At 34.3% G+C, this 13,189-nt stretch carries 13 protein-coding genes and 1 pseudogene; 3 read left to right on the top strand and 11 right to left on the bottom strand.

What is annotated here, in order from left to right; translation table 11 throughout:
• Positions 1-22: 22 nt before the first annotated feature.
• The 3 genes from malD to M014_RS0101645 all read right to left on the bottom strand — a co-directional run bounded on the left by malD (position 23) and on the right by M014_RS0101645 (position 3,504).
• Complete coding sequence (gene malD, locus M014_RS0101655) at positions 23-865, bottom strand: maltosaccharide ABC transporter permease MalD (protein ID WP_026590150.1); 843 nt, start codon at positions 863-865, stop codon at positions 23-25.
• A complete protein-coding gene (locus tag M014_RS0101650; protein ID WP_026590149.1) occupies positions 866-2,167 on the bottom strand; it encodes a carbohydrate ABC transporter permease in 1,302 nt (433 codons plus the stop codon).
• A 77-nt stretch (positions 2,168-2,244) separates the two neighbouring features.
• Positions 2,245-3,504, bottom strand: a complete 1,260-nt coding sequence (locus M014_RS0101645) for an extracellular solute-binding protein (protein WP_026590148.1) — start codon at positions 3,502-3,504, stop codon at positions 2,245-2,247.
• A 315-nt stretch (positions 3,505-3,819) separates the two neighbouring features.
• Between M014_RS0101645 and M014_RS0101640 the strand changes: the two genes are divergently transcribed.
• Positions 3,820-5,580 carry an alpha-glycosidase gene (locus M014_RS0101640; RefSeq protein ID WP_026590147.1) on the top strand — a complete coding sequence of 587 codons (1,761 nt, stop codon included), beginning with the start codon at positions 3,820-3,822 and terminating at the stop codon, positions 5,578-5,580.
• A 190-nt stretch (positions 5,581-5,770) separates the two neighbouring features.
• Here M014_RS0101640 and M014_RS29855 read toward each other — a convergent pair.
• Together M014_RS29855 and M014_RS0101635 are read right to left on the bottom strand one after the other, a co-directional pair.
• A pseudogene (locus M014_RS29855) lies at positions 5,771-6,376 on the bottom strand (hypothetical protein); the annotation flags it as partial.
• Between the two features lie 33 nt (positions 6,377-6,409).
• Entirely contained in the window at positions 6,410-8,086 is a 1,677-nt protein-coding gene (locus M014_RS0101635; RefSeq protein WP_026590146.1) for an alpha-glucosidase, read from the bottom strand.
• 278 nt (positions 8,087-8,364) lie between these two features.
• On the opposite strand from M014_RS0101635, the gene M014_RS0101630 reads away from it, so the two are divergent.
• On the top strand, positions 8,365-9,465 hold the full coding sequence (locus M014_RS0101630) for an ABC transporter ATP-binding protein (RefSeq protein ID WP_026590145.1): 1,101 nt from the start codon (positions 8,365-8,367) through the stop codon (positions 9,463-9,465).
• 73 nt (positions 9,466-9,538) lie between these two features.
• Here M014_RS0101630 and M014_RS0101625 read toward each other — a convergent pair whose 3' ends face one another.
• The 3 genes from M014_RS0101625 to M014_RS0101615 all read right to left on the bottom strand — a co-directional run bounded on the left by M014_RS0101625 (position 9,539) and on the right by M014_RS0101615 (position 10,927).
• Positions 9,539-10,015 (bottom strand): SDR family NAD(P)-dependent oxidoreductase, encoded by a 477-nt coding sequence (locus M014_RS0101625; protein WP_026590144.1) that lies wholly within the window; start codon positions 10,013-10,015, stop codon positions 9,539-9,541.
• A gap of 22 nt (positions 10,016-10,037) precedes the next feature.
• On the bottom strand, positions 10,038-10,136 hold the full coding sequence (locus M014_RS30535) for a hypothetical protein (protein ID WP_026590143.1): 99 nt from the start codon (positions 10,134-10,136) through the stop codon (positions 10,038-10,040).
• A 335-nt stretch (positions 10,137-10,471) separates the two neighbouring features.
• On the bottom strand, positions 10,472-10,927 hold the full coding sequence (locus M014_RS0101615; RefSeq protein WP_026590142.1) for an RDD family protein: 456 nt from the start codon (positions 10,925-10,927) through the stop codon (positions 10,472-10,474).
• Positions 10,928-11,084: 157 nt separating this feature from the next.
• Here M014_RS0101615 and M014_RS0101610 point away from each other — a divergent pair, with 157 nt between their 5' ends.
• Positions 11,085-11,513 carry a DUF3997 domain-containing protein gene (locus M014_RS0101610; protein ID WP_442852729.1) on the top strand — a complete coding sequence of 143 codons (429 nt, stop codon included), beginning with the start codon at positions 11,085-11,087 and terminating at the stop codon, positions 11,511-11,513.
• Between the two features lie 34 nt (positions 11,514-11,547).
• Here the strand turns inward: M014_RS0101610 and M014_RS0101605 are convergent, their stop codons facing one another.
• The 3 genes from M014_RS0101605 to M014_RS30530 form a co-directional block, all read right to left on the bottom strand.
• Positions 11,548-11,733: a hypothetical protein gene (locus tag M014_RS0101605; protein WP_026590140.1), complete on the bottom strand. Its 186-nt coding sequence runs from the start codon at positions 11,731-11,733 to the stop codon at positions 11,548-11,550.
• Between the two features lie 80 nt (positions 11,734-11,813).
• Entirely contained in the window at positions 11,814-12,563 is a 750-nt protein-coding gene (locus tag M014_RS0101600) for a hypothetical protein (RefSeq protein ID WP_026590139.1), read from the bottom strand.
• Between the two features lie 41 nt (positions 12,564-12,604).
• Positions 12,605-12,898, bottom strand: coding sequence for a DUF4184 family protein (locus tag M014_RS30530; protein ID WP_441296543.1), 294 nt, complete (start codon positions 12,896-12,898; stop codon positions 12,605-12,607).
• Positions 12,899-13,189 lie beyond the last annotated feature (291 nt).

Here is a 13,189-nt window from a genome sequence, read left to right as displayed (position 1 = left end):
AATGGGACATAATGTCCCATCCTCATCCTTTCGTACCTCCAGCTGTTAAGCCTGAAATAAAATATTTTTGCAATGATAAGAATAAAATAGAAATCGGTATTGCAATTAATACAGAGCCAGCTGCAAATGTTGTAAATTCATTACCAAATTTTTTCGCGACCATTTCATATAATCCAACCGCTAACGTATAGTTTTCCGGTGTGCGTAAAATGATGCTCGCTAAAATAAAATCTGTAAACGGACCGATAAAGGTAAATAAAGCTACTACTGCCACAATTGGTTTTGCAAGCGGCATAATAATTTGCCAAAAAATACGGAAGTGTCCTGCCCCATCCATACGTGCTGACTCATCCAACTCTTTTGGAATCGTATCAAAATACCCTTTCATAAGCCACGTATTCATTGGGATTGCTCCGCCGACATAAATTAAAATTAATGCAAGATGTGTATCAATTAATCCTGTTAATTGTGCTAATACATAGAGTGCAATCAAAGCTGCAAAGTTGGGAATCATTTGCAAGATTAAAAATGTTAACAAACCATTCTTTCTTCCAACAAAACGATATCTTGAAAATGCATAAGCTGTAAAACTAATGGATAGTACAGAGAAAATCATCGTTAAAACACTTACTTTGAGTGTATTTTTATACCAAAGTAAATAATTGCTTTGTGAAAGATCTAATAACTTTCGGTAATGATCTAACGTTGCATTTTTCGGAATAATACTTGACCCTGATAAACTATCTCCTGGATTAAACGATGAACCAACAATCCACAATAATGGATAAAAAATAATGACACACATTATGAAAATTACAAAATAACTTAATGAGAGACGTAACATCTTTTGTCGTTTTATATTCATTTACATCATATCCTCTTCTTGGAATGATTTTGTTCTCTTAAATTGCCATAATGCAACTGAAATAACGATTAACGATAAAATCATCGTAAGTGCCGCTGCTTTTCCATATTGTGCTGATGTCATCGTTAATTTATAAATCCATGAAATTAAAATATCTGTTCCTCCTGCATTTTGCCCAGACACAGCAGGTCCCCCGCTATTAAACAGATAAATAATACTGAAGTTATTAAAGTTAAACGTATATTGTGTAATTAAGATTGGTGCTGTTGCATATAGAACAAGCGGCAATGTAATTTTTCGAAATTGTTGCCATGCCGTTGCCCCGTCTACTGTAGCTGCTTCATATAATTCCCCTGGAATCGATTGCAATATCCCTGTGGTCATTGCAAAAATAAATGGGAAACCAAGCCATGTTTGGATAAATATCAAAGCACATTTCGCCCAAAATGGATCTGTCATCCAAGCAATCTTTTCGATTCCAAATAAAGCTAACACTTGATTGTTAATTGCTCCAAATGATTCATTAAACATACCTGCAAAGACAAGAATGGATACGAATGCTGGAACAGCCCACGGTAAAATAAAAATCGTACGAATTACTGCTTTTCCTTTAATACCAGGCTGATTCACTAATATTGCTAAGAAAATCCCAAGGGCTACTTGTAAAGTAGTCGCGACGAATGTCCAAATCACAGTCCAAGAGAATACACTTAAAAGCGTGTCTCTCCACATTGGTAATGTAAAAATATCAATAAAGTTTTTGAATCCAACCCACTCTACCAATTTTGCAGGAGGGGAATGATATAAGTCATAGTTTGTAAATCCAATTAAGATAACAAAAATGATTGGAAATACAACAACAAAGATTAATAGCAGAAATCCTGGTGAAACCATTAAATACGGAAAACCTTGATCTAATAAATTACGATATTGTTCTTTCACAGAATTTAAAGGTATTCCTACATCACGCTTTTTTCCATTTTGATAGGCATCATATAAATTAAAAGCATATATACCTAATCCAAATGCAATAACAATTAGTGCTAAAATCCCTTTCACTAATAGAAAAATAGAGTGATCCCGAGGAACTTCTGTACCGAGCGTAACAATTCCCCACAATCCTATATTTAATAAATCAGCGAATGCTACGACAAATGAACCTGTTAATACAAGAAAGATAAGACCTTTTAGATATTGTTTATTATATATTTGACCAATACCTGGAATAATTGACAACATCGCGGCTGTTTTGCGGTGTTTTGAACCGTTCACTTCCTGTGCTGGTTCAATGGATGTTTGCATATTTCTTCCCCCTTTTTTCTTCCCCTTGGAAGGAAGAGAATCCGTATCTCCCTTTTACGAGAGATACGAATCCCATCTTATTTTTTCTTACTATGATTTGCTTCAATGTTTCCTTTAATTTGTTTTACAGCTTCATCAAGTGCTGCTTTCGATTCTTGTTTATTTGCTGCAACTAATTGAAGCGCATCTCCAGCTGGTTTCCAAACTTCTTGCATTTCTGGAATATTCGGCATCGGAATACCATTCTCTGATTGAACTGCCACCGCTTTTGCAGCTTCATTTTCTTTAATAATTGGATCTTCCATTACTGATTTAACAGGAGGAATTTCTTTCGTTTTTTCAAAACGGATTTTTCCGTTCTCTTCATTTGTTACCCACTCAGTAAATTTTGTTGCTAAATCATTCTGTTTGGAAAAGCTAGTTACATGCCATCCTTTTACACCCACAAAAGTTTTCATCGGTTGACCGTTTGGTAATTTTGGCATCGGTGCTACCCCATAATCAATGCCTGCTTTTTCCATCGCTTGGAATGCCCATGGACCATTCATTATAGATGCCGCTTTTCCTTCATTAAACAATCCATCTGCAGCTGCCCCACCAGATTCTCCAATAATTCCTTTTGGGAATAATTTTTCTTTATACCATTTTTGAATATATTCAGCACCTTGTACCGCACCACTATTATTTAATCCAATATCTTTCGGATTCGGTTTTCCATCTTTTTCACCAAATACATAACCGCCCATACCTGCCATAAATGCATTCGCAAAATAGAAGTTATCCCCTAATGCTAAAAATCCGTACTTTCCATCTTTCGTAAAGTCTTTTGAGAAATTAAAAAGCTCATCCATTGTTTCTGGTGCTTTTGGCATTAACTTTTTATTATAAATAAAGATTGGTGTTTCAATTGCTTTTGGTAAACCGTACATTTTCCCATCGTATGTTTCTGCCTGTATTGATAAATCTGTGAATTTATTTTTCACAGTATCATCCACTTTCACTTCTGAAAGTAGCCCTTCTGTTACCGCATTACCAATATGATCATGAGGCAGTGTTACAACATCTGGCCCTGTACCAGCTGGACCGTCGAGACGAAGTTTTTCTACTTGTTTCGTCATCTGAACCTCTACAACTTTTACTTTCACATTATATTTCTTTTCAAAACTTTTCACTGCTGGATCTAGCCCGACACCCTTTTTCTCATCTTCCCAAACAAGAAGATCATAATCTTTCTTCTCCTTGCTCGCTTCCTTTTTCCCTGAATCTTTCGGACCACATGCCGATAACATACCGATCGCCAACGTTGAAATTGTTAATAATGATAATGCTTTCTTCACCCTAAAAACCTCCCTAAATTATATGTACTGATCCAACAAATGAAAACGTTTGCACTAACTAGTTTAATAGAAGCGCAAACAATCTTTCAATCTATGAAAACGTTTGCGCTATTTGTCTCTCATTATACATTCTTTTATATATTTTGCAAATATTTTATTTCTGTATTTTTTAGAAAAAATTATGACATTATTCTTTCTTTCCATTGACTTTATATGAAATGAATACTACCCTTATAAGCAATATTAAAATTGTACCAAAAGCAATCGTTTGCAATATGTTTTTATTTATAGAGATATCAAAGGGGGATTTTCTATATGTTTAAAGAAGCAATATACCATAGACCAAAAGACAATTACGCATACGCTTATGATGAAGAAACGCTTCATATTCGATTGCGTACAAAAAAAAATGATGTGGATATCGTCTCATTTATTCATGGTGATCCTTATGAATGGCAAGATGGGAAATGGATCACAGCAAACATGCCAATGAAAAAAAGTGGATCAACAGATTTATTTGATTACTGGTTCATTTCAATCAAACCAAACTTTAAGCGCTTACGATATGGGTTTGAACTAAAAAATAATACGGAAACGATCATCTATACAGAACGTGGCTTTTTCCATGAAACACCTAATGGTGATGTGGGCAACTTTTTTTGCTTTCCATTTATTCATGAACAGGATGTTTTTAAAGCATCTTCATGGATAAAAGATACAGTCTGGTATCAAATTTTCCCAGAACGATTTGCTAATGGGGATCCTGCATGTAATCCAGTAGATACACTACCTTGGGCGAGTACTGATCCAACACCTACTAATTTTTTTGGAGGGGATTTTGCCGGAATCATTCAACGGCTTGATTATCTTGTAGAACTCGGTATTTCTGGAATTTACTTTACTCCTATATTTGCAGCACACTCGAATCATAAATATGACACAATTGACTACATGGAAATTGATCCGCAATTTGGGACGAAGGAAACTTTCAAAAAATTAGTTATCGCCTGCCACGAACGTGGTATAAAAGTCATGCTAGACGCCGTTTTTAACCATAGTGGGTACTTTTTTGATAAATTTCAAGATGTGCTAGAAAAAGGTGAGCAATCTCGCTATATCAACTGGTTTCATATTCATGAGTTTCCAATCGTGACAGAGCCACTTCCGAACTACGATACCTTTGCATTTACACCCTATATGCCAAAATTAAATACTGCCCATCCAGATGTAAAAGAGTATTTACTCGAGGTAGGACGTTATTGGGTACGGGAATATCACATTGATGGCTGGCGCCTCGATGTAGCAAATGAAGTCGATCATAACTTTTGGAGAGAATTTCGTAGTGAAGTAAAAGCAATTAACCCTGAGGTCTATATTTTAGGAGAAATTTGGCACGATGCTCTGCCATGGTTACAAGGTGATCAATTCGATGCCGTTATGAGCTATCCTGTCACCAATGCCCTACATTCTTATTTTGCAAACGAAACAATTGGGGCAAGTGAATTTATGGAACAAATTACAGCTTCTCTTCACTCCTATTCCATGAACGTAAACGAAGCTGCTTTTCATCTATTAGACAGTCATGATACACCGAGAATTTTAACAGCCTGTAGTGAAAATAAAGATAAAGTAAAATTACTATATATATTCCACCTTTCTTTCATCGGTTCCCCATGCATTTATTATGGTGATGAAATCGGCATGGACGGCGGAATGGATCCTGAGTGCCGAAAATGTATGATTTGGGATGAGGATAAGCAAGATAAAGCATTATTTAAGCATATCCAAACATTAATTTCATTACGGAAACAATACAAAGCATTTGGTAGCCATGGGGCATTTCAATTTATTGAAGCAAATGATGAACAGGGTTATATTTCTTATACGAAGACATATGGAGAAGAAACAATCTTCATTGTTTTAAATCCAACAAACAATGAAATATCCGCCCCTATACCTTTTGATATCTCTAGTAAAAAAATCGTCAACCTATATACAAATGAAGAATTTTCTGCAGAGGCAAACTCATTACAGGTTACACTTCCATCATATGGATTTTCAATTTTGAAATGGTAAAATATAGAGTGAAATTTTAATCAGTGAGGGCTTCTTCATCCCCCACTGATTATTAGTTCTGATCAATCGGGATTTTACAAAATAAAGGCTTGATCAAATTTTTCACATTATCTGTTTCCACTTGTTGTTTACGTCCGAAAATCATAAGTTTCTTTGTGCCTTCAGCCTATAGGGTGAAGGTGTGAATTCATTGTCTTTTTTCCTTTCTTGAAAGTTTAGGTTTCTTTTGAGACTGTGGTATGTTGATATGCCTTGAAGCCATGAATTGTTTTTTGAAATCAAAATAAAAATACAAATGTGTACTTAGAGACAAGAAAGCAACTAAAAAAAATGAAGAAAGAATGATCAGTACGATTGCCATAGATTTTTGGCTCAAAAAACCAATACCAACTTGACCAATCATATAACCTAAAACTGAAAAAAATACGATTTTAGGAATTTTTACATCTTGATCTGTTATCTTCCTTAAGCGGGCTGTAAAATATTTAATCTAGAATAACACGGATTTATAAACAACAAAACCATATGCTATAAGCGATAGGATAAAAAATAAAGGTGACTCTAGCTCTACGAATTCGTATGCCAACTTTTGAACAGCTATAAAGCTGCAAATTGAGATACTGAATGCGACAAATCTAGTATATGGTAAATATTGCAATTGAGGCGGCCGAGGCTTATAAATCAAAATCCAAATTCCCCATAGATTGCATATCACATAAAATGGAAGAGCCACGTAAGAATATATACTTCGCGGTGGAAAAAGGTAACAAATGAACAACACCCCTTTAATTCGCATGTTTAATATGCGAATTAAAAGGGGTGTTGTTCATTATCTTAATTTATACACTCTCGCTTCATATGGCCGTAAATCAATACTCTCAATTATTTCACCTTGCACATCATAATTGTGTATTAATAATTCTGAACTATTATAAGTTATCTCTTTCGGTATTTTAAATACACACTCATCCTCAGTAAAGTTCGCAATCACCAGTAATTCTTCATCTTTCCATTTTCTTATATAAGCAAAAACAGATGGATGATCCTCTAAAATCAAATCATATGTACCATACACAATGATTTCATGTTTTTTACGAAGCTCAATCAATTTCTTGTAGTAATAAAAAATAGAGTTTGAATCTTGTAATGCTTGTTCTACATTGATTTCTTTATAATTAGGGTTTAATCCAATCCATGGTTCCCCGGTAGTAAATCCAGCGTATTCCGTTGCATTCCACTGCATGGGTGTTCTCGCATTATCTCGCCCTTTTATATAAATCGATTGCATTACTTGTTCTTCATCTTCACCACTCTCTATTACTTTTTCACGGTACATATTCAGCGTTTCAATATCTCGGTACTTATCAATCGAATCAAAGTGAACATTTGTCATCCCAATTTCTTCTCCTTGGTAAATATAAGGAGTGCCTTTCATCATATGAAGTACCGTCGCTAACATTTTCGCTGATTCTATGCGATATGCTTTATCATTACCAAAGCGAGAGACCACACGAGGCTGGTCATGATTATTCCAATACAGACTATTCCATCCCGTTTGTTCTAAAGCTTTCTGCCATTTTGTCAAATTCTGCTTTAACGTAAGGAGTGAACACGGCTTTACGTCCCATTTCCCCCCTTCTCCAGAATCTAAATCCATATGTTCAAACTGAAATACCATTTGTAATTCTTGACGTTCTTCTGCTGTATAAAGTTTAGCTTCCTCTGTTGTTACACCTGGCATTTCACCAACTGTCATAACATCGTATTTTGACAATACCTTCTGATTCATTTCATGTAAGTACGTGTGAATGTTCGGTCCATTCATAAAGTATTGATGGCCTGAAACATAACCTTCTTTGTCTGTTTTCACAGTTGGTAATCCCTCTGTTTTAGAAATAAAGTTAATCACATCCATACGGAAACCATCAATTCCTTTTTCAAGCCAAAACTCCATCATTTCATAAACGTCTTTTCGTACCACTTCATTATCCCAATTTAAATCAGGTTGCTTTTTAGAGAATAAGTGTAAATAATATTCATCTGTCGCTTCATCATACTGCCAAGCAGATCCACTAAAAGCTGCTCCCCAATTATTTGGCTCTTTTCCCTCTGTACCAGGGCGCCAAATATAGTAATCTCGATACGGGTTATCTTTTGACTTGCGAGATTCGATAAACCAATTATGTTCATCAGAAGTATGGTTAACAACTAAATCCATCATTAATTTCATATTACGTTTATGCATTTCGTTTAATAATTCGTCCCAATCGTTCATTGTTCCAAACTCATCCATAATCTTTCGATAATCGCTAATATCATAGCCATTATCATCATTTGGAGATTCATAGACTGGTGATAGCCAAATAACATCTATACCTAGTTCCTGTAAATAATCAAGCTTTGAAATTATTCCACGAAGGTCACCAATCCCATCACCATTACTATCCATAAAACTACGTGGATAAATTTGATATACAACACTTTCTTTCCACCATTGTTTTCTCATCATGCTACCCCATTTCATTTTTCTTATCAAAAAATCCCAGGCGCAAACGTTTTCATTAATGAATGATAGCAGATTTTATAAGAATTGAAAATAGCGCTTACATTTTTCTCTTTTCATTTAGTCAGTTTACATAGATAAAAGGCTTTATTTATTAAATATTTTACTCTATTCATGAAAACGTTTTATTTTTTTGTATCATTTTTATTTATTTTTCAAAAACATTCGTTTATAATAAATTCAAAGAAAACGTTTGCATAATTTTTCTAGGAGGAAAAGTCATGGCAGAACTAAAGTTAGAAAATATTTATAAAATTTATGACAATAGCGTAACAGCAGTAACAAACTTCAATTTACACATTCAAGATAAAGAGTTCATTGTTTTCGTTGGTCCATCCGGATGTGGAAAATCGACGACATTACGAATGGTAGCTGGACTTGAAGATATTTCAAAAGGGGAATTTTCTATTGATGGTAAAGTAATGAATGATATTCCTCCCAAAGATCGCGATATCGCAATGGTCTTTCAAAACTACGCTCTCTATCCACATATGAGCGTTTACGATAACATGGCATTTGGATTAAAGCTTCGTAAAATCCCAAAAGACGAAATTGATCGCCGTGTAAAAGACGCAGCGCAAATTTTAGGGCTTTCGGAGTATTTAAACCGAAAACCAAAAGCATTATCTGGCGGACAGCGTCAACGTGTTGCGTTAGGTCGTGCGATTGTCCGTGACGCAAAAGTTTTCTTAATGGACGAGCCGTTATCAAATCTAGATGCAAAATTACGTGTAGCAATGCGCTCAGAAATTTCTAAACTACATCAAAGGCTTGGAACAACAACAATTTATGTAACACATGATCAAACAGAAGCGATGACAATGGCTTCACGCCTTGTCGTTATGAAAGATGGAAAAATCCAGCAAATAGGTTCACCAAAAGAAGTATATGAAACACCTGAAAACATTTTCGTTGGTGGATTTATCGGCTCACCTGCAATGAATTTCTTCCGTGGTAAATTAACAGAACAAGACTTTGTTATAGATGATAAAATAACTATCAAAGTATCTGAAGGCAAAATGAAATTATTACGTGAACAAGGCTATGTGAATCAAGAAATTGTCTTAGGAATACGTCCAGAAGATATCCATGATGAACTTCTATTTTTAGAGGCTTCACAAGGCACAACATTTACAACTCAAATTGTAGTTGCCGAACTATTAGGTGCAGAATCTATTTTATATATGAAACTTGGAAATCAAGATTTTGCAGCCCGTGTTGATGCAAGACATACCTTTACACATGGTGATCAAATCAAACTTGCATTCGATATGAATAAGGCACATTTCTTTGATAGTAAAACAGAAAAACGTATTCGCTAAAATATCGCTTTTCTTCACCTCAAACAGATACAAGAAAACCGTCCGCATATATTTTTGGGGCGGTTTTCTATTATTATATTAGGGTTCCTGCTGCATGAAATGACCGTTTTTCCGCACTTAAAATACCAAAAACAGGTAAATTAGTTAGTGTTACTTCTTCTTGCTGTTTCATAAAAGATGACGTCAATTGCTTTATTTCTATCCAAACGTCATTAATACAAAGTATATTGGAATCGTTCTCTTGTTGACGTGAAAAATTAGAATCTATTTTATATAATCCAGCATTGTTAAAGAGCACATCAATACGATTATAAGCGTCAATAGCCACTTCGATAACACGTTGTCGATCTCTTTGTTTCGCCATATCATGGGTTACAAAAAGCGCCTCTCCACCTAATTCTACAATTTTCTCCGCTGTTGCTTGTCCATTTTCCTGATCAATATCCGTCACAATTACTTTTGCACCTTGTTCTGCCAACAAAAGAGCTGTACTACGTCCAATACCGATGCCACCGCCAGTTACAACGGCAACTTTTCCTGCAAGCTTCATCGTCATTACAACTTGTATGCGTTCACCTTTTTGTTTTCTCTTTTTTCTTACTGTTATATTGATCAAAAGCTAGACCGATAAAAATAAGTATCACCCAAAAAAGCAAGCTACTGCCCGTCATTTTGATCACCCCTTTGTTATATAACATGATTGTTCCATTTATTATATCATTTTCTTAATTTTCAATCTAATGTACAAAAAAATAGAATATGTTAAAAAGTTTGCCTTCGCTTACTTTCTAACATATCCTACATCAATATGGAGGGTACTATATAGGAGATGTCCGCCCTATATGAACTCCATTATATCAATTAAATTCATCGAATTTTGTAAAAATTTAAAAGTGTATAGAATTTTTTTACATCTCCTAAATTTCTTCCTTTTTAAATAACATATTGTCACTCAAAAAGGAAGAACTACAAAATATAATCCTTTATCTTTCTATTCTATTATTCTTTAAACAAGACTCATCACTTTCGTTTTCATAATTATATCATGGAAACCACAATTATCATGACGGAACAACATCATGTATACATTACAAATAGATGGTATTCCAAGTAGCAATATGTTCGGTAATAACAATACAAAGAAACGTATTGTTATCGTTTGAATTGTTAACTTTTCACTTGTTAATGATATAAGTCTTATTCTTGTTATTTTCTTACCAATTGTACAACCGTTCCATATAAATGGAACAAGAATAAAATATATAGCCATTAATATTAAAACAAGCGCAAGATCATATCGATAATCACCTAAGCTTATATTAAAGCGATTGAAAATGGCTCCATAATTTCCCGTTACAATTGCCACAACCGCCCCATACATCACCGAGATTAGAAACATATCGATAATGGAAGCACCTATGCGATTCATTACCACCGCTGGACGATGCATCTTTAACTTCATTTTATGTCGACTCCTTTGTATCCTACTTTACCTGTCTCATAGTACCATTTCTAAAAACCATTGTAAATAACTCATATATTGGCGTTTCTTTTCCTTTTCTTGTACAATGTGTTTACAACAAGCATTTTATAAGGAGGGCCTCATATTGAAGCGATTGATGACCGTAATCGCCATTATATTATTGACTGGTTGCACAACAAACTCTAATAGCCATTCAGCTTACACCATCAATGACGAATATGAACTAGTAAAAACTTCCAAAAATGCATTTGAACTTTTCCCAACACAAGATGCTGTATATGCTACACAATATGTCCCAGCTAAAATTGTAGAAATTGCTTGGGACGATATATATATTATTGCAAAACAAATTGAAGAAAAATCTGACCCAAACAACCCAGAATCTAGTATTACAAATAGGCAGAGCGAATATTATTGGATTATTGATATGAACAACAATCGTCGCTTTGGTCCTTATAATGAAAAGCAATTTCAGGAACAAAAAGAAGCATTTCGAATTTCTGAACAATTACAAGCCATAGAAACTTATTTAAACGAACAAAACAAACAGTCCTCAAGCACATAAAAACGGCTGTTTGTTTCAAAAATGGTATACTTTTTCAGTCCATTTGTTGATTTTGATAACTTGGATGTTCCTCTTTTATCGTGATAACAGTACCGCATTTTTTACAAATTTCTACCTCAGCGACTGTTTGTGCAAATAAAGTAAGATAGTTTTTTTGGTCTGGTGCTATCGTTCCTTTTTCTATTTCTTTACTACCACATTCGTAACATCTTTTTTCCATTTTTCTTCCCCCTTTGCACTTTATAATACATTCGCTTTGATTTGACAAATTTCCTGTTCATTTTCTATACAAAAAACATCTCACTTAGACAGTGAGATGTTAAATGTTTGCGGTTCTGCAACAATGTCATGTGTTTCATTCGATACAAGAACATCAGTTGTAAATGCGATTTGAGTAATCTCTTTGTTCTCATCATCGAGTATTAATCCAATTATCCCTTCCCTTGTTTCACCTCGCTTATACTCTTCTTTTGTAACATTTTTCGTGTCTACAAGCGTATCCTCTTCATATAAGAAGTTTTGTTTTGGGACATTGAATTGCTGTGTTCCATTAATCGTGACATCATTTATAGAGAAAAACTGCATGTCTTTATCTCCGCTATTTTCTACCTTATATGTAATTTCCACATAGCGCACTTTATCTGCAATATCTTTTCCACTTAACGAAGCGTACAACTCAGCATCTTCTCGATTAACTTTATCTCCAAGTCTACGCTGCACTTCCTCTGGAGTTAATGCTGTATATACCTTCAATGTATCTTTTGCATCTTGACTCATTTGTGATAATGCGATAACTTTTACATCTTGCACATGAATTTTCATTGGAAGTACTTCAAATGTTTGATTCACATGTTTTAGTTGTTCTAATTTAAATGTACCCCATCCTTTTTCTTTTACAGCCTGTCCAACTTTCTTTAATTCCTTGCCACCATACTCAGTTGTTTCTGGAATAGTTTCTTTCTTTACCTCTTTTTTTTCTTCCTTTTGAAAACATCCACTGAGCAAAACGATAGAACTACATAAAATACAAATACTTTTCCATACTTTCATCTTCTTATTACTCCTAACACTCTTATTCATAATTAACTAGATTATTCCTTTACTTTATATACTGCTGAAACAATGAATATCCCCAAAAAACACTTGTAATTCTGGATACTATTATACTCCCGATTTGTAAAATTTGAAAATACAGGTCTAAGAATGCATGAGCAGTAAACACGCCAAGCAGTAAGTTCAAATAAAAAACCTAACCATATATGTCCAATGACACCGTTCGGCTGAAAATGTAAAACATATTCAAAATCGGGCGCCATGCTTCCTAATACTAATGCTGTCACTGAAACATATCTTGGTTTCATGCAAAAAGGAATGACAGCAGTCAGATGTGCAAATACAGCCTATGTTACTTTCCTTCTGAAACTAAAAAATCTTCCTATGTAAGACATCCTCTATCATAACGATATCGATTCTTTATATGCAATACTTATTTTGACATTGGAATATCTATACTTTAAATGATATAATCTAAATGTAATTTTTAGGAAATAATTAAGTGACATGATGTTGACACTCATACTTGTATTTTTTCTATGGAAACATATAAAAATAGCACAGTATATTCCAAGTTTACTAAGTTTTATTATAAATAGAAACACATATGACTGGGGCGAGTT

The sequence above is a fragment of the Bacillus sp. UNC437CL72CviS29 genome (assembly GCF_000482345.1).
Lineage (GTDB): Bacteria > Bacillota > Bacilli > Bacillales > Bacillaceae_G > Bacillus_A > Bacillus_A arachidis.
The sequence above is the reverse complement of the archived record's forward strand: the minus strand, read 5'-3'. Positions and strand labels throughout refer to the sequence as shown.

Bases quoted from the DNA above. Each gene is read 5' to 3' on its own strand.
- M014_RS0101650 (WP_026590149.1), bottom strand. From the start codon at position 2,167: ATGCAAACATCCATTGAACCAGCACAGGAAGTGAACGGTTCAAAACAC.
- M014_RS0101635 (WP_026590146.1), bottom strand. From the start codon at position 8,086: ATGAGAAAACAATGGTGGAAAGAAAGTGTTGTATATCAAATTTATCCA.
- M014_RS0101640 (WP_026590147.1), top strand. From the start codon at position 3,820: ATGTTTAAAGAAGCAATATACCATAGACCAAAAGACAATTACGCATAC.
- malD (WP_026590150.1), bottom strand. From the start codon at position 865: ATGAATATAAAACGACAAAAGATGTTACGTCTCTCATTAAGTTATTTT.
- M014_RS0101605 (WP_026590140.1), bottom strand. From the start codon at position 11,733: ATGGAAAAAAGATGTTACGAATGTGGTAGTAAAGAAATAGAAAAAGGA.
- M014_RS0101615 (WP_026590142.1), bottom strand. From the start codon at position 10,927: ATGAAGTTAAAGATGCATCGTCCAGCGGTGGTAATGAATCGCATAGGT.
- M014_RS30535 (WP_026590143.1), bottom strand. From the start codon at position 10,136: ATGACGGGCAGTAGCTTGCTTTTTTGGGTGATACTTATTTTTATCGGT.
- M014_RS0101630 (WP_026590145.1), top strand. From the start codon at position 8,365: ATGGCAGAACTAAAGTTAGAAAATATTTATAAAATTTATGACAATAGC.
- M014_RS0101610 (WP_442852729.1), top strand. From the start codon at position 11,085: ATGACCGTAATCGCCATTATATTATTGACTGGTTGCACAACAAACTCT.
- M014_RS0101625 (WP_026590144.1), bottom strand. From the start codon at position 10,015: ATGAAGCTTGCAGGAAAAGTTGCCGTTGTAACTGGCGGTGGCATCGGT.
- M014_RS0101600 (WP_026590139.1), bottom strand. From the start codon at position 12,563: ATGAAAGTATGGAAAAGTATTTGTATTTTATGTAGTTCTATCGTTTTG.